Here is a 22,247-nt window from a genome sequence, read left to right on the forward strand (position 1 = left end):
TCTAGTCAATTTCATAGTAAACCCAATAGCATATCAAGTTAAGTTATTCATGCTTATTTTGAATATATCTAAGTCTAAGTCCTAAGGTGACGGCAGCAGTACTTAGTCCGGCAATAAATCCAATCCAAAATCCTGTCGCAGCCATTTTGGGAACAATCCAATCTGTTAGCCCAAGCACACACCCTATGGTTAATCCGACTCCCCAGTAGGATAAAAAGCTTAAATAAAACATGGCGGTTGTGTCCTTATAGCCGCGTAATGCGGTGCCAGAAATCACCTGAGTCGCATCTGAAAATTGAAATAATGCGGCAAAAAATAATAAGCTTGATGCTAATTCAATTACAGGTGGATCAATACTGTAAAGCTTGGCGATAACGTCACTACCAATGATCGTAAGGGTGGCGGTAAAAGCCGCGATGCTGATCCCTAGAAAGAATGCGCATTGAGTAGCAACTTTGGCTTGCTCTGGGCTTTGTTCGCCTAATAAGTGCCCGATACGAATACTGGTAGCCATACCTATACTCAGGGGGATCATAAACATCAAAGCCGAAAAGTTCAGCGCCACCTGATGTGAAGCCACTACTATCGCGCCAAAGGGAGCGAGTAAAATAGCCACAGTGGCAAATAAGGTCACTTCGAAAAGTATGGTCATTGCAATTGGCAAACCCAACTTCAAACATTCGAGCATGTCTTGATAGTGAGGCCGATATAGCTTGGAATATAAATCATACTTAGCCAGTTTGTTAGATTTTAAGGTGTAAATCCAGGTGGCAACAAACATGGCAACAAATACTAAAGCTGTGGCTACTCCACAACCCGCTCCGCCCATTTCTGGTAAGCCAAATTTGCCATATATTAGAATATAGTTGGCAGGAATGTTGACCAGCAACCCAATGCCCATAATAAGCATACTGGGTTTTGTAATGGATAATCCTTCACAGTAGTTTCTTAGCACCTGATACAAAGCAAAGGCGGGCATCGAATATAAAATATAGCGAATGTAGTCGATGGTGATATAACGTAGGTCCTGCTCCATTTCAATGAATTGCATTAGAGGTTCAAAAATAAATGCAATGACAGCAGCAATGAGTGAAAAGCCTAATGCTAACCACAGCATTTGCTGAGTATAGTTGGCTACTTTATCAATTTGTTTGGAGCCATTAAAACGAGAAATGATAGGCGGCAACGCTAAGGTAATGCCTTGAATAAACACTATAATAGGCAGGGTGAATCCGACACCAATTGCTACCGCCGCCATATCTGTAGCTGAATAACGCCCGGCCATTATTGTATCTGATACACCCATTAAAGTTTGGGTGATTTGCGCCACCAACAAGGGCCAGGCCAAATGACAAATTGTTTTTAGTTCTTTTTTAAATGCCAAAACTGCTCTCTTAATATTGTTATCTTGTATTATTTCTGCGTAGCGACGAGCGCGGAACTCGACACTAAATCATTCGTATCTTCACGTTTTCACCCTGTTGCACGTCATTCGCTTCTTGCTCTAACAATATATAACAGTTGGCATTAGCGATTGAACTCATAATGCCTGAGCCTTGTTTGCCATTGGGTTTAACCCAAAGTTTACCTTGTTGATCGCGATAGAATATACCTCTTTGAAAATCAGCTCTTCCCGGTCTCTTTTTAATAAGGCACGAGGCTGTGGCAACAAAGTAGGGCTTTTGTTGAATAGTTTGGCCACTTAATTTTTGTAAGAGTGGCGTCACCAGTTGTTCAAATGTGACGAAAGACGATACCGGATTGCCGGGCAAGCCACAAAACCAAGCTTTTTCAAGTGCCCCAAAGGCAAATGGTTTACCGGGTTTAATGGCAACTTTCCAAAACTTGATGGAGCCTTGTTCATCGAGTATTTCTTTTACATAGTCTGCATCGCCTACCGATACCCCGCCGCAAGACAACACTAAGTCACAATGCTGGCCTGCTTGTTCGAAGACAGCTTTGAGCGCTATTTTATCATCTTTAACAATACCAAAATCAAACAAAGCAACGGGGAAGGCTTTAAGAAGTGCGGTAAGTGCAAAACGATTACTTTCATAGATAGCGCCTGCTTCAATAGGTTGACCCGGAGGGGTTAATTCATCACCCGTTGCAATTAGCCCGACCTTTAAATTGCGCACCACTGAAACTTCAGCAATACCAACGGATGCAATCAAAGCTAAAAATGCAGGGGTAAGCTTAGTGCCTTTAGTCACAACGATTTGGCCTTTTTGCAGATCTTCACCAGCTTTTCGCACACTGTTACCATATTCAGGTATTTGTTTAAAAACAATCGAATCGTGGAGAACCTCGGTGTTTTCCTGCATCACTACAGAATCCGCCCCTTTAGGGATAACGGCTCCAGTCATGATCCTTATGCATTGTCCTGCTAATATTTTTTTTCCATATGGTTTGCCTGCTAAAGCTGTGCCTACTAACTGTAATTGTTGGCTGTTAGTAAGATCTTCGCTGCGCATTGCATAGCCATCCATGGCCGAATTATCATTGGGTGGCACGTCAATGTTGGAAATCACATCTTCAGCTAGTACTCTGCCAAGCGCCTCTTCAAGCTCTATTGATTCACTTTCTATTATGGGTGTGACTTGATTGAGCATCTTAGAAATGGCGGATTGCACGGGTAAAAGTTTAGGGCTGTCGCAGGTTTCGATCATAGCTTTAATGTTTATTAGTCTGTATTGGTAAGAAAATAACTTTCGTAAAAAGCATCGGGCGCTCAAAGTCTTAATAAATTCAGTAAGTCACCGTTATCTTTTAACTAAAAGCGCGTTGTTTATAGCTTTTCTATTATGTAGCCTTTGGCTTTGAGTTTTGCCAAGACACTATCCTCTCCAGATAAATGTAAAGCGCCGACCAAAATAAACTCTGTAACTTGGTCATTGAGCATTGCTTCTATTTTCGGCAACCAATTATTGTTACGGGTCACTAGCATGTCTTGATAAATCTCTGGGTATTCATCTTTAAAAGGTGTAATGCCGACTTCGGCCATTCCTTGCATATCACCTGTAAGCCAAGTTGAGTGTAACTGAGTAAATATCTCTGGCATTTTAGCGATATCTTTTAAGGTGTATTTAATAATCTCATTAGGATCATCCCCCCCCATTTTCGCAAGAAAAGCCAGTTGCTCATCAGGTGTTTCTAACCAGCCTTGCTCTTTTTGTTGCGCCTTAGCCATTTTAGAGAAAAACATGTCCACTCCTTCACTGGTGTAACCCATAGCTTGCAATTCAACAAAGGTTAAAGAAATGGCGATGAAATTAGGTTTATGAGACGCAAAGGCTTGCATGGGGATTTGTCGTGATGACAAATGTATCGCCAAGGCTTTATAGGTCTCAGGATCTAAAACGGTATTAATGGTTGTACCATCGTTGTACATCATTTGGCTCATCATTTTTTGAGCAAATTCTGAGGAACTGGCCGCTTCCATATCGGTTTCAAACATGACTTTATCAGCAGCTTGATAAGCGATGTCATATTCATTGGGCAGCGGATAGTCATCGGGTGTAAGCACATGAATAGTACCGCCGATATACAGGCTATGCTCTTTGTTAGATATTTTCCAAACTGATGCCGCCTGTAGGCTAACAGAAAATATCAGACTGCTACCCAGAAAGAGGGCTTTTAATAACATCATTTTAATTACGCATTTCTTTGGTTGAGGTATGAGCCAAGAAGCATAGCCTTGCAGGGTTGTTTAACGCAATAGCAAACCATTGTTTTTAATAACCTTCTGTTAATCAATCAAAAGGCATAAAACAGGCAGGTAGACTACACTGAATTGACTAAATACCCTATAGGGTATAAGTCGAGGCTACAATCACACGCTGGTTTTATATTACTAGTAGTGAAATCTGGCTTCAGCTTCTGTTAACAAAAAAGGGACAACACATGTTAAGACGTCAATTTTTAAATGCTTTAGGGCTTACTGTTGGTACTGGCCTAGTGACACCTTCTACTCTTTTAGGCGCAACATCTGCTCCTAAAGCGGTCAATAATCCGATCCAAGCAGGCGACTGGACAGCTTTGCGGAATTTGTTTCCACTGACTCGCCAATATATTCAGTTATCAACATTTTTACTGGCATCACATCCAAAACCTGTGTCAGATGCCATTGAAAAACACCGTCGTGGCCTGGATGAAAATCCTGCCGATTATTGGCATCATCATTTTCAAACTATTGATGCTGATATTAGTCAGTCGGCGGCAGATTACATGGGCGGCAATGCTAAAGATGTCGCCCTGACAGATAGTACTACTATGGGATTGGGGATGATCTATAGCGGCCTTAAACTGAAAGATGGCGAAGAAATATTACAAACTGTCCATGACCATTATTCTACCGATATGTCACTCGCTCATAGAGCCAAGCGTACTGGTGCTAAGGTTAAGCGTATCGCCCTTTATGAAGATCCTGCAAAAGTTAATGTGACACAAGTGCAACAACGCTTAAAGGCGGCAATAAATACTAATACCCGTGTTGTGGCAGCCACTTGGGTGCATTCTTCGACTGGAGTAAAACTCCCAATTAGAGCTATGGCAGACACGATTACGGCCCTAAACAAACAGCGAAAATCTCATCAGCAGATATTGTTTTGTGTCGATGGAGTGCATGGTTTTGGTATTGAAGATCAGGATGTGAGTGAATTAGGATGCGATTTTTTTGTTGCCGGAACTCATAAATGGATTTTTGGCCCAAGAGGTACAGGCGTGGTGTGGGGAAATGAGCGTGCTTGGGCACAAAGTGAGCCTGTTATTCCAAGCTTCAGTGCCTCATATGCGGTGTGGATGGGGCAGATGACCCAAGATCAAGTGCCAGTAGGGGAGCATATGTCGCCAGGTGGATTTCATTCATTTGAACATCGCTGGGCATTACCCGAAGCATTCAAATTACATTTACAACTAGGCAAAGCCAATGTGCAAAAGCGCATCCATCAACTAAATGAGCAAACCAAACAAGGCCTAGCAAAGATGCCTCATGTGACACTTTATACCCCTATGGACAATGACCTTTCATCGGGGTTGACTTGTTTTGATGTGAAGGGATTACATGCCGATAAGGTGGTTAAAAAATTGCACGATAAGGGCATTATCATGAGCAGTACACCTTACAGAAATAGTTACTCGCGATTTGCGCCTTCGTTGCTTAACAATGAGCAAGAAATTGAACAGGCGTTGGCTGCAATAAACGCCATGGCATAACTCTTAATGATACTGGCAAGGGCAATGAGGATTATCAAAATTGCCCTTGTTTTATTTTAGAGCCTTTATTATATCTAACCGCATAAATAATCGTAAAAATTTACAGGAGAAAGCTGGAAGAATGGATATGCCATATTTAATTGATCCCAATGAAAATGTGGTAATACCAATCACTTACGGTGATTGGTATAATGTTTGAATCATCTAAAATAGTTAAATATATATAGAGGACTTCTATGTGTGGTTATATTGAAGTGAATGGCGAACGTCCAGATGGTATTAAGCAGTTCCCAGAAAAAGGCATTGCCGAGCAATTTTTTACCTCTTCATTTAAACGTTATTACCCCGCATTTGGTCAAGATCCTAATAAAACCATTGATATTATTATCGAAGAAGAAGGCGAACTAAAACAGGTGGCTGCAACTTGGTGGTTTGACTGTACTGACTCTGAATATGGCTTAAATGTTGGTTCAAGAACTACTTTTAATGCGCGAAACCTAACCAGCCCTTATTGGCAAAACCCTTTAAAATATAACCGAGCGATAGTACTGGCCACGGGATTAGGTGAGTCTAAAAAAGTAGGTAAAACTAAGCATCAATATTTTATGGAAAGCCAAGATGTATTTGTGTTGGCCGCTTTGTACCAAAAATTTAGTCATAACAGATACAGCTGCGCAGTGATCACCCGTGATATTCACCAGAAAATGGAACCGTACCACGACAAAGCTTTCCCGGGATTTTTACCCCATGATGATCGATTTTTAAAACTATGGCTTAGTCAATCTGTGCATCAACACGATGAAATTGACTTTATATTAAATCACCCAACTTTATTTCCAACATTAACAGTACAAAGGGTGAAAACTTACAAAGATAAAGTCCCGTACAAATCCTTCGAATCAGTTGTATTGCAATCGGATGTGGAACGAAAGTCACAAACAACACTATCCTAGAAGGTTATATCAATACTAGAAGGGAATGAATAATACAAATAACAAACATTAAAAAAGGCGTCTTAGACGCCTTTTGAGTTTTTACAATAACCCACGTTTTTAATAAAAACGCACTTTTGCTTCAATGCCAAACACTCTTGGCTGATTGACTATAGCGGTTAAGTTGTTGAAATCTATGGCGCCTTTTAGGTTTTCTTCGTCGGTGATATTACGTCCAAATAAGGCTATGCTGTAATCGTCGGCAAAGTTTTCATAGGCAATTCTTAAGCCGCCTTCAAAGTTGTCATTTGATTTAAATTCCATGGAACGATACAAGAATATATTGGTTTTACCTTGTACCGCCCAGTCAGTGTAGATGGAAATTTCTCCATCGTCTCCCACAGGAAACGCGTAACGTGCCGTAAAGTTAAAGATAGTTTCAGGTGCTTGAGGGAAGGGGTTGCCATCAATAGAGACTGAATAACCATCTGCGCTAGGGTCGAGTACAGTACAGTTACCTGTGAAGCCAATGCTAGGATCTGCGCCACATGGCAACACGGTTAACGAATCGTCTTTTATTTCAGTATGGTTGTAACTAAATCCAGCGGTGACGGTTAAATTATCTGTCACTAGATATTGAGCATCCACTTCAAAACCATAACCTGTGCCTTTGTCAGCGTTAATCAGTGCAGTATTATTAGCCCCACCACCAATTGCCGAAAATTGTATGTCATCAATTTCATATGAAAATGCTGCAAAGTTTATGCGTAAGGTATCGTCTAATAGATCTGACTTAACACCTGCTTCAATAGAATTAATGGTTTCAGAGTCTGCAACCGAAGGTGCGCCTTCAAAGGCTACATCACGGCCTTGTATTGTTTGGGCGCGAAAACCATTGGCAACACGACCAAATATTGAGGTGTTTGGGGTGATTCGGTAGTTGGCGCTCAGCTCCCAACTGACATGGCTGTCGTCTACATTAATGTCATCGTATTCTTGGATCGAAGCTGCGCCAATGACTAAAGCAAAGCCATTGACATTTTGTTCCCCTACGCTAAGGGATTTTTCATCATCGGTGTAACGCAGGCCACCGGTGATATTAAGTTTCTCATTTATGTCATAAGAAGTTTGGCCAAATATCGCCCATGTGGTGTTGTCGTGAAATACGGTTGAGGCGCCAAAAAAACCATCAATACTGGTGACATTAAATGATGACTCATAATAAAACGCCCCTACTTGCCAATTTAAGGGGCCAGCTATATCGCTAGCTAAACGAAATTCTTGGGTGGTTTGCTCTAAATCGTCTAAGTTATCCTGCGTCACCGCATCAAAGGCGATATTGCCAGGATAAGTTAGCTCAGTTGTGCCATCCCCATCTACATCAGCGGCTTCTTGTAGTACCACACCGCCGTCAATATCACCTACACCAGTACCTTCTGCATTTTCAATAGCTGTGATACTGGTAAAGGTCATATCTTCTAAACCGAATTCGAGCTTTAAAGACGCACCGTAGTTTTCATACTGTTGTGGGTTATTGTCGGCACCATTGCCATCAATATCGCCATCGTAGTAAACCACATCGCGGTCAAAATTTTGGTTAAGATCATTACTACCACGGGTTAAAGCGTTAGCACGGAACATAGATGCTGTTGCGTCTAATTCACGGCCATGTACATTTAAAAGGGCTGAAAAGTCTTCTGACGGCTCATACGCTAACTGCCCACGCCAGGCTTTTTCATCAAACCCGCCCATAACATTGTCTTGACCGGTATAGGCATTATCAATCCAATCATCTCGGTCTTGTGATAATACCGAGAACCGCCCAGATAGTTCATCTGTTAGGCTACCACCAACGGCACCTTCTACATTTAGAGTCCCAAAAGTTCCAACTCCTAATTTCACATAGGCATCAAATTCATCACTTGGTTTCACGGAATCAAACTTGACCATACCCGCTGTGGTGTTACGACCAAATAATGTACCTTGTGGACCACGTAACACTTCAACCTGTTCAACATCAAACAAAGGGAAGCTTTTTAATATTACGTTTTCTTTCACCACATCGTCCATCACAATAGAAACTGGTTGCGATGCTGCTAAGTCAAAATCAATATTACCTAACCCACGTATATAAAAGCGCGGGGCCACTCTGCCATTTGATGTTTCGGCGTATAGGCCAGGTACACGCACTGCTAAGGCAAGTATGTCTTCCCCGCCGGCAAATATATTCTCAAATTGTTCACCGTTTAAGGTAGCAATTGAGATAGGCACCTCTTGAATGCTTTGGGTACGTTTCTGAGCCGTTACGGTGATGGACTCTAATGCTCGTTCACTTTCTTGGGCAACTTGTGCAAATGAAAGTTGACTCACAAGAGCTGCTTGGATGCCAATTACTAAGGCGCTTTTGGTTAGTGTTTTCATGTGTGTCCAGTATTATTATATTAAAGGTCAAGTGAATTTGTATTTACTAAATTCCCTTCTTACTTAAAGGCCTATGTGTCCATACCTGATACAACCATCCGCACTTATAGCACTTTTTATTACTCTTTGTGAATAAGTTAAATGGACAGTATCTTTTCTAACGCACATTGTTATACCTTAAACTGTGCGACTAACTCATTTAATTGTTCTGCTAAACGGGCAATCTCACTCGTAGAGCTTCGAGATTGATTTGACGCTTCCGCATTTTCCCCAGCGATTTGTTTTACATTCATAACATTTTCATTGATGGTTTCAGAGACTGAACTTTGTTCTTCCGCTGTACTGGCGATTTGAATGTTCATATCACTGATGGCTTTTATTGCCTGGGTAATTGATTCGAGAGCGGCATTTGCTTCGCCAGTTTGCGTGACACAATGGTCTGCTTGTATCTTGCTCTGGTCCATTACTTCCACTGTGGTTTTTGTTCCGGACTGTAGTTTTTCAATGATGTTTTGGATTTCAGTCGTTGAGCCTTGGGTTTTTGCGGCTAGTGCTCGTACTTCATCGGCCACAACTGCAAAACCACGGCCTTGTTCACCCGCTCTGGCAGCTTCAATTGCTGCGTTTAATGCCAGAAGATTTGTTTGATCTGCAATGCCTTTTATTACGTCAATAATAGAGCTGATACTAACCACATCATGCTGCACTTCACTTAGCTTATCTGAAGAGTGATTAACATTTTCTGACAGTAAGTTAATTGACTTAATTGTTCTATCTACAACATTTGAGCCATTTAATGCTTCTTGATCTGCCTTTTTGGCTGCATCTGCTGCTATTGACGCGTTGTTGGCTACATCGTGCACACTTGTTGACATTTCTTTCATGGCAGTGGCGACCATTTCTGTCTCTGACTCTTGTTGACTTATACCGTTCGAGGTTTGCTCGGTTATGGCGGCAAGTTCTTCAGACACAGAAGCCAATTCGGTGCTGGCCCCACCAATAGTGGAAATCATTTGTTTAAGTCTGCTTGCAGTATTTTGTATTGCCTCTAGTAGTAGCCCTGTTTCATCTTTGGTTCTTACACCTACCTCTAGGGTTAGGTCACCTTGTGCTAATTGGTTGGCGGCATCAACCGCCTTTTGAATTGGTTTAGTGATAGCAATGGTGAGGAAATATGCGGCAAGCGAGCCTAGCACAACGGCAATGAATGACAGTATAAAGGTCAATTGAATGCTATTTTGTGTTTTTTCTTTAAGAGCAGGGCCAAGGGTATTTTGATCTTTCATAACCGATGATTTTACACCTTCGGCATTTTTTGCAATTTCTGGGCCTATGGTATCCAGTGTGTTTTGAATAATATTAATCCGCTCAACGATTAAATTATGGATATCATTCATGGCGAGAATATATTTGGCTTGGGTTTCATACAGGTTTGTCAATAACTGCCTACGTCTTTCATTTTGTAGGGATTTATCCAAATTAGTAAGGTCAGTTGCTAAGGTGCTTTTTATGTTTTGTAGCGCGTGATCAAAATCTTGCTCTTTGTTGGTTTGAAGATATCTCACCATAGATAGACGGCCTATTAGCAAGGTTTCTTGTACTAACCCTGCGAAATATGTGGCGCTGCTGTCTTTATCGTCATGGGCTGATTTAATAATGTTGTTGATTTGGGTGCTCATGGCCTCACCAAATGGGATCAAGCGAGTTTCATTTACCACATTTCTTTGCTCTACTAAACGCACCACTTTAGAGAACGCGTCTTCGTATGTAGTTAATGATACTGCAATTTTTTGAACTAAAGCGGCTCTTTCTGGTTTTTGGATTTCTTGTTTTGCTTCATCAAGTAAGCCATTCATTTGGGTAACATAATCATTATATTGCTGCAGGTCTGTATCACTTTTGGTAATGAGGTAATCTTTGACATTCATTCTTACCATCAACATGCTTGCTTGTAACTGGCCGGCCAAATTGGTATCCATAGCTAAGCCGCGATATTCATCTATGCCGGTTTCTGCATTTTTAAGGGAAAATATACCTTCTGCTAAAACAATCGAAAGCAGGATTAAGACCACCCCAAAACCCACTCCAATTTTGACCCCTAAGCGTAGATCTTTAAACATAGTATTTCCTTTCAATGAATGATTAATTTTTGCATGTGAATATATAATGAAACATTTTAAATAGTATAACTAGATAATATTGTCCAAAATGGTTTAATTAGGTGGCAACTATACCCTTACGTGACGTGCGACCTGAGTGCCGAAACGACCAACTATATAGGGTTCTGATGAAGTCAATTGGACTATGTCTATTGATATTAATTGGTAATAAATATAGTTGACAACGCCACTTAGTTAACTACATATGACTAAATTTCTTTAGGAATATTTTATGGCCGAGAATAAAACTCAAGTGTCACAAGCTAATGTTGTAGATTTTATACATGGAATAGAACATCAACAAAGGCAGGCTGACGCATTTGCATTATTAAATATTTTTGAGCAAGAGACTAAGCTAAAAGCTGTACTCTGGGGCAGCAGTATTGTTGGTTTTGGCAGCTACCAATATCAAACAGCCGATAGAAAGACACATCAATTTATGCGTACAGGTTTTTCACCTAGAAAGCAAAACTTGGTGTTGTATATCATGGTGGGATTTGGTGATTTTGATCAAACATTGCGAAGCCTAGGCAAGTTTAAAACGGGAAAGTCGTGTTTATATATTAATAAGTTGAGTGATGTAGATGAGCAGGTGTTACGTAAACTAATTCAACTGTCCCTTGATGAAATGGCTAGTCGCTATCCAGAATAATTATTCGGATTTAGGATAGCGTTTTTTAAGGCGTTGTTTCCACGCTTTAGAGACGGACAATCGCCACAAATAATTTAGGCCAAAATAGCCGATAGTGCTGAAGAAGAAAGAACACATTAAGCAACCTATTAAAAATGCTGGGCCAATGGTTTCAATACTGCGCATAACCCAATCCCAACTTAATTCAAAACTAAACTCTCTTTGTGGGGCGCCCATCACTTTGATCCCCAACAGATAAGCCCCGTAAAAAATTGGCGGCATAGTAAATGGATTACTTATCCAAACTGTTGCAACCGATAATGGTAAATTTACCCGTAAAGGAATGGCTAATGCTGCGGCTAGCCACATTTGAAATGGAACTGGCCAGAAGCAAAAAAACACCCCAACCGCAAAAGCCCCAGATGCTGAGCGTCTATTTAGATGCCATAAATTGGGATCGTGTAGCAGTGTGCCAAATAGCGCTAATATTTTATGTTCTTTGACATTTTGATGACTGGGCAATAAGCGCTTAATAAACTTTTTCAGAATAGTTCTCTATACTTTAATTTTGGGAAGCAAAGGAATGCTGTAGTCGTGATTATGGACAGTAAACTAATTAGTTTTATTGGGGCGAGTTTCACGAGTCTATTATGGACAAGTCTGCCTTCGGTCTTTTTCACTGTACTACTACTCATTTTCGCTTGCCTATTACTAACAAAGTATCAACGACACTATCAATACCTTGGCTATTTTTTACTTGGTATAGTCTGGATGGCGAGTGTAGGACATTGGCAATACTCTTTGCAACTTTCTTCAAAACAAACCAGTCAGCCTGTACAAATAATAGGCACGGTAAAAAGTGTAGTGATTGCCAAGGAAAATATCCGTTTTAACGTACAGGTCAAACAGATTAATGAACAAGTTCTGTTTTATTCTAAGACTTTTCGCCTTAGCTGGCGTGAACCAAATTGGCAGGTACAACAGGGACAGCAGGTGAAACTTCTGGTCAAAGTAAAGCCTCCTCATGGCTTAGGCAACGAAGCTGGCTTTAACTATCAACAGTGGCTTTTTAGCAAAGGTATAGTGGCCACAGGCTATGTTAAATCTCATCCTGATAATCATCTTATAAGTCACAAAACAAGCGTTCGACAATCCCTATTGAATCGCATGTTAGCTTTAGATTTGCCAAACAGGACGTGGTTGGCCGCTTTAACTTTTGGCTATCGAGGCTTGTTGCAACCCGAAGATTGGCAGTTAGTACAAAAAACCGGAGTGGCGCACCTAATTGCTATCTCTGGTTTGCATTTGGCGCTTGTGGCCAGTTTAAGTTATGTCTTGATAGCTTGGGTATGTGGGGGCCTACTTAGCCGGATCCCTAGATCGCACCATTTTAATCTGCATAATTTGGCTATGGTGTTAACACTGGGTACGACATTCACTTATTCAGCTTTAGCGGGGTTTGGTTTGCCCACCTTAAGAGCGTGGATAATGTTGCTTCTATTTAGTGTCTGTTTTGTCTGTCATATCCATTTAGGCGTACAACGGGTTATTCTGCTTGGGTTGAGCACCTTTGTGTTGCTTTTTCCATTAAGTATTTTTGGCCTTAGTTTTTGGTTAAGTTTTTTTGCTGTTGCCATGATTTGTTTTGTCTTTTGGCGCTGGCCAGTGACAAAAAACGGGTTTTCGTTAGGGGCAATGTTGTCGGGCATGCTTAAAGTACAGATCTGTTTGACTGTATTGATGTTGCCGTTAATCGCCTGGCAGTTCTCCTATATCTCTTGGGTTTCTCCTTTGGTCAATATTATTGCCGTGCCAGTTGTGACTATGGTGTTGGTACCTATTTGCCTACTGGCTGTTATTTTTTTAGTGATACAACCCGACTGGGCTTATTGGCTATTTTATGCTGCAGATAAAACCGTGAATTATGGCCTTAGGCTGCTTAACTTAGTACTTGAGTGGGAGGCAGCCTACTTAGACTTGGCGGCAATGCCGGCTTTGGTTTGGCTAGCTGTATTTTTGTTTGTTTTGGGTTGTTGCTTGCCGGCTTATTGGTTGCGAAAAAAATATCTAGGCGTGTTGTTGGTGCCACTTCTGAGTTACTTGTTCACGGAACAACATAACTCATGGCAGGTTGATGTATTAGATGTTGGCCAAGGTGTGGCCGTACTTATTAGCAAAAATAATCATGTGATTATCTACGATGTAGGCGCACATTATCCATCAGGTTTTAATATGGCCGACAGCGTGCTGTTACCTATTTTACAAGCCAGAGGGGTATCAAATGTGGATATAGTATTTATTAGCCATAACGACAATGATCATGCTGGCAGTTTAGGGCAGCTACTCAAAAATATCTCGGTATCACAGATTTTGAGCAATCAAGATAGCTGTATCAAGGGGCTCGATATCCAGTGGCAAGGATTAACAATTCAAGGTGTTTGGCCAGACAATGCTAATCATCATAGTGATAATAATGGCTCCTGCGTGATCAAAGTATCTGACCAATATCACAGTGTTTTATTACCTGGTGATATTGATAAGAGTATTGAAAAACAACTCGTCGCATTTGCCCCCCAAACACTGCAGGCGGATATTTTAGTCGCTCCTCATCATGGAAGTAATACTTCGTCCTCTGATGCGTTCATCGGTACAGTTAAGCCTGAATATGTTGTTTTTAGTCAAGGTTTTATGAATCGGTGGCGCTTTCCTAGACAAGAAGTGATAGCTAGGTATCAGGCTAACAACGCCATATTATTTTCTACTTCTCATTCTGGGCAGGTGGTTTTTAGGATGTTATATGATCTGCCAGATCCTATTAGAGTTGCAACCTATAGGCAGGATATTCGTCCATATTGGTATGCAAATTTTCCTCGAAAATAATAAAATATCCTATTGATAGTTGGGGATTTTCGTCCTAACAGTTACACTATCGAAGTTTTCCACTTTCATCAGATAACTGTTATTTAATGAGCATACAGACAGACGCTAGCCCTCAAGTACCATCCAATATATTTAAACGATTTCGTGTTTACTTAAAAGACTTTAAATTTGCGTTTTTTATTGCCGTCATCGGCATGATTGGTTATTCAGCTATTGATGTTGCGGTAGTGGCGCAGCTCAAACCTATAGTGGATGACAGCTTAGGCAATGGGGATTATCAGTACCTACGAGCCGCGGCTTATTTTATTGTGCCAATTTTTGTTTTACGGGGCATTTTTAATTTTCTAGGTACCTATACAGTGGCCTGGATCGGTAATCATGTGGTGATGCAGTTGCGTCAACAATTGTTTAGTCGTTATATGCACTTGCCTGTTGAGTTTCATGACAACAACGGTACAGGTCAACTTATTTCTAAGGTGATATACGACACCGAACAAGTTTCAAATGCGGCAGGTAAAGCTTTATTAATTTTGGTAAGAGATGGCGCCTTTGTTATTGGATTATTGTTTGCGATGTTCTATTACTCTTGGCAGTTATCGCTAATCTTTATATTAATTGGGCCATTAGTAGCAGTGATTGTGTCTGTGGTGAGTAAACGCTTTAGATTGGTGAGCAAGCGAATACAAGATGCCATGGGCGGCTTAACTACTAGTGTTGAGCAAGTCATTAAAGGCCACAAAGTGGTACTGATGTTTGGAGGGCAGCAAATTGAAGATAAGCGCTTTGCCGAGAAAAACAACAATAATCGCCAGCAAAACATGAAATTAATTGTTGCCAGAATTCTCAGTGTTTCCTCGATACAAGTCATAGCATCTATAGCATTGGCTGTGGTGTTGTATATCGCCAGCTTCCCAAATCTAGTGGAATCCTTGACCCCAGGTGTGTTTGTGAGTGTGGTGGTGTTTATGACCATGTTATTAAAACCTTTAAAACAGCTAACAACAGTCAATAGCGAGTTTCAAAAAGGCATGGCAGCCTGCGTAAGTATTTTTGCCGTGTTAGATCAGCAAGTTGAAGAGGACAAAGGCACCCTTAGCATGTCCAGAGTTAGAGGTAAAATAGACTTTGAAAACGTCACATTTACCTATCCCAGCAAAGCAGAGGCAGCCCTTAAGAATGTATCATTTTCAATGCTGCCCGGACAAACTATAGCCTTAGTTGGGCGCTCGGGAAGTGGAAAATCGACTATTTCGAGTTTGCTAACACGGTTTTATGATAACCAAGTGGGTGAAATTAAATTGGATGACGTGTTGTTAAAATCCATCCCGCTAAAGGATTTAAGACGACAGTTTGCTTTAGTGTCGCAGCAGGTGGTGTTATTCAACGATACCATTGCTAACAATATCGCTTATGGTGCGCAGGCTAAAGTGAGCCGCCAACAGATATTGGACGCAGCGAAAACCGCCCATGTAATGGAGTTTCTAGAACAATTACCTGAAGGTTTGGATACAGTGATAGGTGAAAATGGGTTGATGTTATCAGGTGGTCAGCGTCAACGATTAGCTATCGCCAGAGCGCTGTTGTTAGATGCGCCTATTTTGATATTAGACGAAGCGACTTCAGCGTTAGATACCGAGTCAGAAAGACTGATCCAAGACGCCCTCGAGCAGTTACAACAAAATCGTACTAGCATAGTGGTGGCTCATAGGTTGTCGACCATAGAAAATGCCGACAACATTTTAGTGATCGAACAAGGGCAAATCATCGAACAAGGCACTCACCAACAATTGTTAGGACAAAATGGTATGTATTCACAGCTGTACAACATGCAGTTTGGTGAAGAGACAAAACCAGTATGACGTGGCTTGATAATATGTGGTATTCACCGAGTTGGTACCATTGGCCGGTTATTCTCATTCTATTGCCATTGACCCTGCTGTTTGGGTTGTTATCTTGGTTGCGAAGAGTGTTATTTCGACTGCAAATTATGCTCTCTGTTGATATAGCAGTGCCGGTTATAGTAGTGGGTAATATCAGTGTTGGAGGCAGTGGCAAGACCCCGCTGGTGGTGAATTTAGCCAATCTGCTTAGGCAAGCAGGGTACCATCCAGGGGTGCTAAGCCGAGGTTACGGGGGGAAAAATGCTCAATACCCTATGGCGGTTCAACAACATAGTGATGTGAATGTAGTAGGGGACGAAGCTATATTAATGCGCCAGCATGTGAATTGCCCTTTAGTGGTGGATCCTATTCGGTCAAGAGGCGCGCAATTGTTAGTACAACATCATAAGTGTGATGTGATTATTTGTGATGATGGGTTACAACACTATGGATTAAATCGAGATATCGAAATAGTGGTGATAGATGGCAAAAGACGCTGTGGGAATCAACTACTATTACCAGCAGGCCCGTTGCGTGAAGGTGTATGGCGGTTAGAAAAAGCTGATTTTTTGGTGTTAAATGGTGGGGTAGCCTCGAGTGGCGAACATTTGATGACATTAGAGGCGGGCAAACTAATCAATGTAAAACACCCGAGTAAAAGCCTTTCACTGAATGATCTAAATAGGCCAGTAACCGCACTAGCAGGTATTGGTAATCCGCAGCGATTTTTTTCGCTACTAGAAAAAAAGCAAATGACACTAAAACAACAATTGAGTTTTGTGGACCATCATGCTTTTAGTGCAACAGATATTCCAAGTGGACCTGTCATCATGACAGAAAAAGATGCGGTAAAATGTACTCAAATAGCCCATGATGATTGTTGGTATTTGCCCATCAGTGCTAGATTAACTACCCAATTTGAATCGCAATTATTGCAAAAACTGCAGCAAGTGGTTGCAGATAAAAAAACACATAAGAGAAAATAATGGCCTTTGACAAAAAATTATTAGATATATTAGCCTGCCCAGTTTGTAAGGGAAAATTGCAGCATCAAAATAAGCAGGCACAACTCATCTGTAAATTTGACCGTTTGGTTTATCCCATTCGAGAAAATATCCCAGTGTTATTAGAGACGGAAGCGAAACACCTTTCTAGTGAAGAAATGGAACAGTTATTAAATAAAGACTAGTCCTTGGCGCTGGCCAAGTTTATTGAAGAGACATACCTATGCAATTTAGCGTTATTATTCCTGCCCGATATGCGTCAAGCCGTTTTCCTGGTAAACCCTTAGTGTCAATCCACGGTAAACCTATGGTGCAACACGTATATGAGCGCGCCCAAGAATCTGGCGCCAGCAATATTTTGGTGGCCACCGATGACGTTAGGATAGCCAAAGCCGTTGATGATTTTGGTGGCAAATATTGTATGACAGGCGCGCACCATGACTCGGGCACCGAGCGTTTGGCCGAAGTGGTGGATTTACAGAATATGCTGTCTCATGAGTTGGTGGTGAATGTACAAGGTGATGAACCTTTTATTCCCGCTGAAAATATTCAACAAGTTGCTGAGAACCTTCATAATCACCAACAAGCAGAAATGGCAACATTGGCGGTAAAAATAACAGATGTTGAAGAAGCCTTTAATCCCAACTCAGTCAAAGTGGTGATTGATAAACAAGGCTACGCCATGTACTTTTCTCGAGCGACCATTCCTTACGATCGGGCGCGGTTTTTAGATGCGGATGATATTGACGAAATAGGGGACTTCTACTTAAGACATATTGGGATTTACGCATATCGCGCTGGATTTATTAAACAGTATATAAATATGTCGCCATCTGGACTGGAACAAATTGAGTCCTTAGAACAACTTAGAGTGCTTTGGCATGGTGAAAAAATTCATGTTGAAGAAGCCAGAGTGACGCCACCTATTGGCATTGATACACCAGAAGACTTAGCTAAATTATTAGCAACTCAAAAATAAGGAACAACTATGGCAACTGTGGTTATTACCGGCGCCAATCGCGGCATTGGATTAGAGTTTGTAAAACAATACATCGCCAATGGCGACAAAGTGGTTGCCTTGTGCAGAAATACCAGTGATGAATTAAGTCAATCCGGCGCGCGAGTAATCGATAATGTTGATGTGGGTAATCCTGAATGTTTAGAAAAAATATTGCCTACATTACACGACCTTAAAATTGACTTATTAATTAATAATGCCGGAGTGCTTGCTAATGAAACCTTAGAGGATATGTCTGCGGCTACCATTGAATACCAATTTAGAGTGAACGCTTTAGGGCCGGTGCTGGTGACCCAACTGCTAAAACAGCAACTTACAAAAGGCGCTAAAGTGGCGCTGATCACTAGCCGCATGGGCTCTGTTACCGATAATACCTCTGGCGGTCGCTATGGTTATCGTATGTCTAAAGCCGCTTTGAACATTGCCGGCGTGTCTTTGGCTCATGATCTTAAACCTCAAGAAGTGGCTGTTGCCATATTACATCCCGGATACGTGCAAACTGAAATGGTCAACAACGGTGGCGATATTAGCCCAGCCGTTGCTGTGGAACGGCTAATGCAACGAATTGACGAACTAACCTTAAACAACTCTGGTACTTTTTGGCACGCCAATGGCGAAGTGTTGCCTTGGTAATTAACCCGAATTCGGGTTAATTATACAAAACTGGCATATTGAAACTTGTGTAGTAGATGAGTTTATTGGCGATTTAATACCGACATTACTTCGATTTACAGAATTTACTGGGGGCACATCGATTAAGCTTCAGCAATTATCCAAAAGCCATACAAGGTCAAAATATACAGACATCAAACACCGCCTAGGCAAAGCGATTTTGAAGGTAAGTAATGATTTCTTTAGAGTCGTATAACCACTCAACCCCCTCTTCTTTTTCAATGCGAAGACATGGTGTTTGAATTTTACCGCCACCTTGAAGCAATTCCTCTCTAAATGGCGAGCCTTGTGAGGCATTGCGTTTAACTATGGGTAGATTAAGTTTATGCATGGCTCTGCGGGTTTTAATACAAAAAGGGCAGGCAAAAAACTGAAACAAAGATAACTTTTCAAGTTCGGCTTCTACTCGTTGCTGTGCTTCAGGTGCGCGTTTTAGCTTTGCGCCGCGGGTGATAAAATCAACGATGGCAATAAAGCCACCTAATAGGTTACGGATCAGGTTAATTATAAGTTTCATCTTTACATCTTATTGAGAGAGTTGCGCGAATATATGATAATTATACCTTTGACTTCACTAGGTTTCTTGAGTTTATTAACGAATAGAAATTAAAGGGCGAGAAAACTATGAAAACAATCGAAATATATGCGGAGCCTATCGCTTTGTATCAGGTATTAAAATTAGAAGCGCTGGTGTCTAGTGGTGGTGAAGCAAAACTCGTCATAGATGATGGCCAGGTGTTGGTGAATGATATAGTTGAAACCAGACGTCGTAAAAAAATACTGTCGGGTGATACCATCGAATTTAACCAAGAGCGTTTTAAGATAGAATTAAAGTGATATAGTAAAACCTTCGATTATCGGTAGGCCTTTTTATGTCAAATAAACTCAGTGCTCTCGACCTTGCCTTTTTATCTTTAGAAAAACAATCCACACCTGTCAATGTTGCTAGTTTGGCAATATTTGAAATTCCTAAGGGGTATAAAGGTAATTTCCCTAAAGATTTAATAGATCAACTTGAAATCCAGCCAGCAGGCCCGCCCTTTAACCAAAAATTAAGCCATGTGAGCACTTCTAGAATGCCTAGTTGGGTAACCGATGAGGAGTTTGATATACATTATCACGTGCGCCATTCGGCCTTACCAAAACCGGGCAAAATGCAAGACTTGTTAGAACTGGTGTCGCGCCTACACAGTCGATTGCTCGATAGAGAGCGCCCTCTGTGGGAGTTTCACTTAATTGAAGGTCTAGAGGACAATCAATTTGCCTTATATATGAAAATGCACCATGCCGCCATTGATGGTATGGGTGGTATCGAATTGATGGAAGCTTGTTTGCGTCAAGCTGCTACAGATGAAGTGCGAGCACCTTGGGCTGGTCTGAATACTAAGCCTAAGTCTAAGGCGAGTAATTCGTTATCTTTAAGCGCAAAAGCGGTTAAGCTTGCGGATCAAGTCAAAAATAGAGCGGGGCTAGTACAAGACCTATCAAAAATGTTTTGGGATCAAGGTCTAAAAGCAACAGGTATCAGCAATAACACCTCTCCTGTTCCTTTTTCTGCACCAAAGTCTATTTTTAACGTACCTATTACGGGAGCTAGACGTTTTGCGGTTAAGTCCCTGTCTTTGTCAGAGCTCAAGGCTGTCGGTAAGCAGGCCAATGCTACAGTAAACGATATTGTTTTAGCTTTATGCTCTGGAGCGTTACGTAAATATATGCAAGATAAAGGGGCAATGCCTAAAAAGTCTCTGATTGCATCAGTTCCAGTGTCGGTACGTCAGATGAATCGAACTGGTAATCAAATTACTTATGTCACCGCAGATTTAGCGACAGATGAAGCGGATACCATGACGCGACTCAGTAAAATTGGGGCCTCAACCCAAGATGCCAAACAGGAGTTAGGCACAGTGTCTGCCGATGCGGCAACCAGTTTTGCGGTGATAGCGCAAGGTTTAGTGGCGGTGATGAATCAGCTCAACATGACAAACTTATTACCTCCTGCGGCCAATGTCACCATTTCGAATGTACCTGGGCCAAGAAAGCCATTGTATTTTGGTAAGGCAAAATTACTCGCAAGTTATCCGTTATCGGTATTAATTGATGGACAATCTTTGAATATTACTGTTGTTAGTTATTGCGACTCTATAGGTTTTGGCTTAATGGCCTGTCGAGATGCCATTCCCGATGTTGAAAAAATTTCTGAGTATATTGATGAAGCAATGGATGGCATTAAAGGCGGGATCTACATGCAAGGGTTATTGCAAAACAAAGAGTGATCTGTCCTCTAAACTTAAATTGCGGGCTTTTTTGGTGGTTTTGTTCCCTAATAATCAGGTTACTATTTAGTTGCTTATACTCTATCTATATGAAATTTATATACAAATTAATTCTGTTTAATATCAGTCTTGTCTGTATTTGAATTTGTTATTAGGATACGCGCGTATTTTGAAAGTGAATAGAGTGAAAAATGAGGTTTAAGTTACTTATAACAATGTGGGTATCCATATTGTTTTTGTTAGTCATCAACAACGCAGATGCTAAAGAAAAAATTACCGTCGCTTTTGGAGAAGTCTTAGCGCCTTGGGTATTGTCCGACTCAAATAGAGGGATTTTAGTGGATATGTTTGAAGCCGCTATGGTTCCATTAGGCTACGAAATAGAATACCTATATTTACCTTATGCTCGACGCACTAAGGCTTATATCGCAGGAGACGTTGATATTTCTTCTGATATGAATTTAAACACCATTAACGAGTATGAGTTGCAAGGGTTTCTGTCAGATATCGCTTATTCCTATAAGAATTTTGCATTTAGTTTGCGTAAAAATAATTACAAGTTTAGCCAGCTTAGTGATCTTGAAAATCAAAGCCTGCTCTCTTGGCAAGATGCTGCGGTTCATTTAGGAAAAGCCTACGCTGAGATGGTCAATAATCATCCTCAATATGCTGAAACCTTTGATCAATCAAATCAAGTCAAAATGTTGTTTTTAGAGCGCTATGAAGTGATCCAAATGGATGCGCATATTTTTGCTTATTACCGCGCTAAATTGGCAAAGTCGTCTGTTATTGATGTATCCCAACAAGTTGACCGTTTTGCCTTGTTTGGTGCTAGCGATAACGGTTTTTTGTTTAAGTCAGAAAAATACGGGACGATTTTAATAAGCAACTTAAATGGTTAAAATCGACTGGACAATATAAAAAAATATTTAATCGCTATAAATAAGTGTAATAAAAATATTAACAATCAATTATTTAGGTGTAATTGAGGAAAATGCAATACTGTCATCTACCACTGAAGAATAACTTAGGCTTATTCGATCGAGAATATAGTTTTGATAGAGTTTCCAAGGTTCTCTAAGTCCGACCTATTCTCCAGCATGTTAATAATAAACGGATGCTCGAGTGGTATAAGCCTTTCAAATGAGGCATCAGGCTTAATC

The 22,247-nt window shown here is 40.9% G+C and carries 19 protein-coding genes; 12 read left to right on the forward strand and 7 right to left on the reverse strand.

Going from position 1 to position 22,247, the window contains the following annotated elements; all coding sequences use genetic code 11:
* Positions 1-43: 43 nt before the first annotated feature.
* From Q0688_RS14780 to Q0688_RS14790, 3 genes are all read right to left on the reverse strand, one after another.
* Positions 44-1,384, reverse strand: a complete 1,341-nt coding sequence (locus tag Q0688_RS14780; RefSeq protein WP_299078292.1) for an MATE family efflux transporter — start codon at positions 1,382-1,384, stop codon at positions 44-46.
* Between the two features lie 64 nt (positions 1,385-1,448).
* A complete protein-coding gene (gene moeA, locus Q0688_RS14785; RefSeq protein ID WP_299078295.1) occupies positions 1,449-2,669 on the reverse strand; it encodes a molybdopterin molybdotransferase MoeA in 1,221 nt (406 codons plus the stop codon).
* A gap of 119 nt (positions 2,670-2,788) precedes the next feature.
* Positions 2,789-3,649: a TraB/GumN family protein gene (locus Q0688_RS14790; protein WP_299078298.1), complete on the reverse strand. Its 861-nt coding sequence runs from the start codon at positions 3,647-3,649 to the stop codon at positions 2,789-2,791.
* A gap of 254 nt (positions 3,650-3,903) precedes the next feature.
* Between Q0688_RS14790 and Q0688_RS14795 the strand changes: the two genes are divergently transcribed.
* Together Q0688_RS14795 and Q0688_RS14800 are read left to right on the forward strand one after the other, a co-directional pair.
* Positions 3,904-5,214, forward strand: a complete 1,311-nt coding sequence (locus Q0688_RS14795) for an aminotransferase class V-fold PLP-dependent enzyme (protein ID WP_299078301.1) — start codon at positions 3,904-3,906, stop codon at positions 5,212-5,214.
* Positions 5,215-5,450: 236 nt separating this feature from the next.
* Entirely contained in the window at positions 5,451-6,167 is a 717-nt protein-coding gene (locus Q0688_RS14800) for an SOS response-associated peptidase family protein (protein WP_299078304.1), read from the forward strand.
* Between the two features lie 99 nt (positions 6,168-6,266).
* Here the strand turns inward: Q0688_RS14800 and Q0688_RS14805 are convergent, their stop codons facing one another.
* Both Q0688_RS14805 and Q0688_RS14810 read right to left on the reverse strand, forming a co-directional pair.
* Positions 6,267-8,567 (reverse strand): TonB-dependent receptor, encoded by a 2,301-nt coding sequence (locus Q0688_RS14805; RefSeq protein WP_299078307.1) that lies wholly within the window; start codon positions 8,565-8,567, stop codon positions 6,267-6,269.
* A 170-nt stretch (positions 8,568-8,737) separates the two neighbouring features.
* Positions 8,738-10,687 carry a methyl-accepting chemotaxis protein gene (locus Q0688_RS14810; protein ID WP_299078310.1) on the reverse strand — a complete coding sequence of 650 codons (1,950 nt, stop codon included), beginning with the start codon at positions 10,685-10,687 and terminating at the stop codon, positions 8,738-8,740.
* A gap of 271 nt (positions 10,688-10,958) precedes the next feature.
* Here Q0688_RS14810 and Q0688_RS14815 point away from each other — a divergent pair, with 271 nt between their 5' ends.
* Entirely contained in the window at positions 10,959-11,378 is a 420-nt protein-coding gene (locus tag Q0688_RS14815) for a DUF1801 domain-containing protein (protein ID WP_299078313.1), read from the forward strand.
* On the opposite strand, the gene Q0688_RS14820 is transcribed toward Q0688_RS14815, so the two are convergent.
* Positions 11,379-11,906, reverse strand: coding sequence for a DUF2062 domain-containing protein (locus tag Q0688_RS14820; RefSeq protein WP_299078353.1), 528 nt, complete (start codon positions 11,904-11,906; stop codon positions 11,379-11,381).
* Between the two features lie 51 nt (positions 11,907-11,957).
* Here Q0688_RS14820 and Q0688_RS14825 point away from each other — a divergent pair, with 51 nt between their 5' ends.
* The 6 genes from Q0688_RS14825 to Q0688_RS14850 all read left to right on the forward strand — a co-directional run bounded on the left by Q0688_RS14825 (position 11,958) and on the right by Q0688_RS14850 (position 18,772).
* Positions 11,958-14,237, forward strand: a complete 2,280-nt coding sequence (locus Q0688_RS14825) for a DNA internalization-related competence protein ComEC/Rec2 (RefSeq protein WP_299078316.1) — start codon at positions 11,958-11,960, stop codon at positions 14,235-14,237.
* A gap of 86 nt (positions 14,238-14,323) precedes the next feature.
* Positions 14,324-16,096 (forward strand): lipid A export permease/ATP-binding protein MsbA, encoded by a 1,773-nt coding sequence (gene msbA, locus Q0688_RS14830; RefSeq protein ID WP_299078319.1) that lies wholly within the window; start codon positions 14,324-14,326, stop codon positions 16,094-16,096.
* Positions 16,093-17,103, forward strand: a complete 1,011-nt coding sequence (lpxK, locus tag Q0688_RS14835) for a tetraacyldisaccharide 4'-kinase (protein ID WP_299078322.1) — start codon at positions 16,093-16,095, stop codon at positions 17,101-17,103. The genes msbA and lpxK overlap by 4 nt, the downstream gene beginning before the upstream one ends.
* The gene (locus tag Q0688_RS14840; RefSeq protein WP_299078325.1) at positions 17,103-17,306 is read left to right on the forward strand and encodes a Trm112 family protein; all 204 of its coding nucleotides are present in this window, start codon (positions 17,103-17,105) and stop codon (positions 17,304-17,306) included. The genes lpxK and Q0688_RS14840 overlap by 1 nt, the downstream gene beginning before the upstream one ends.
* Before the next feature lie 38 nt (positions 17,307-17,344).
* Entirely contained in the window at positions 17,345-18,100 is a 756-nt protein-coding gene (gene kdsB, locus Q0688_RS14845; RefSeq protein ID WP_299078327.1) for a 3-deoxy-manno-octulosonate cytidylyltransferase, read from the forward strand.
* Positions 18,101-18,109: 9 nt separating this feature from the next.
* A complete protein-coding gene (locus Q0688_RS14850) occupies positions 18,110-18,772 on the forward strand; it encodes an SDR family oxidoreductase (protein WP_299078330.1) in 663 nt (220 codons plus the stop codon).
* Between the two features lie 184 nt (positions 18,773-18,956).
* On the opposite strand, the gene Q0688_RS14855 is transcribed toward Q0688_RS14850, so the two are convergent.
* Entirely contained in the window at positions 18,957-19,328 is a 372-nt protein-coding gene (locus tag Q0688_RS14855) for a glutathione S-transferase N-terminal domain-containing protein (RefSeq protein ID WP_299078333.1), read from the reverse strand.
* A gap of 107 nt (positions 19,329-19,435) precedes the next feature.
* Here Q0688_RS14855 and Q0688_RS14860 point away from each other — a divergent pair, with 107 nt between their 5' ends.
* The 3 genes from Q0688_RS14860 (at position 19,436) to Q0688_RS14870 (ending at position 21,986) form a co-directional block, all read left to right on the forward strand.
* On the forward strand, positions 19,436-19,648 hold the full coding sequence (locus Q0688_RS14860) for an RNA-binding S4 domain-containing protein (RefSeq protein WP_299078336.1): 213 nt from the start codon (positions 19,436-19,438) through the stop codon (positions 19,646-19,648).
* Positions 19,649-19,683: 35 nt separating this feature from the next.
* On the forward strand, positions 19,684-21,084 hold the full coding sequence (locus Q0688_RS14865; RefSeq protein WP_299078340.1) for a wax ester/triacylglycerol synthase family O-acyltransferase: 1,401 nt from the start codon (positions 19,684-19,686) through the stop codon (positions 21,082-21,084).
* Positions 21,085-21,275: 191 nt separating this feature from the next.
* On the forward strand, positions 21,276-21,986 hold the full coding sequence (locus tag Q0688_RS14870; protein WP_299078343.1) for a transporter substrate-binding domain-containing protein: 711 nt from the start codon (positions 21,276-21,278) through the stop codon (positions 21,984-21,986).
* The last annotated feature ends 261 nt before the right edge of the window (positions 21,987-22,247 follow it).

The sequence above is a fragment of the uncultured Paraglaciecola sp. genome, from assembly GCF_937123705.1.
Lineage (GTDB): Bacteria > Pseudomonadota > Gammaproteobacteria > Enterobacterales > Alteromonadaceae > Paraglaciecola.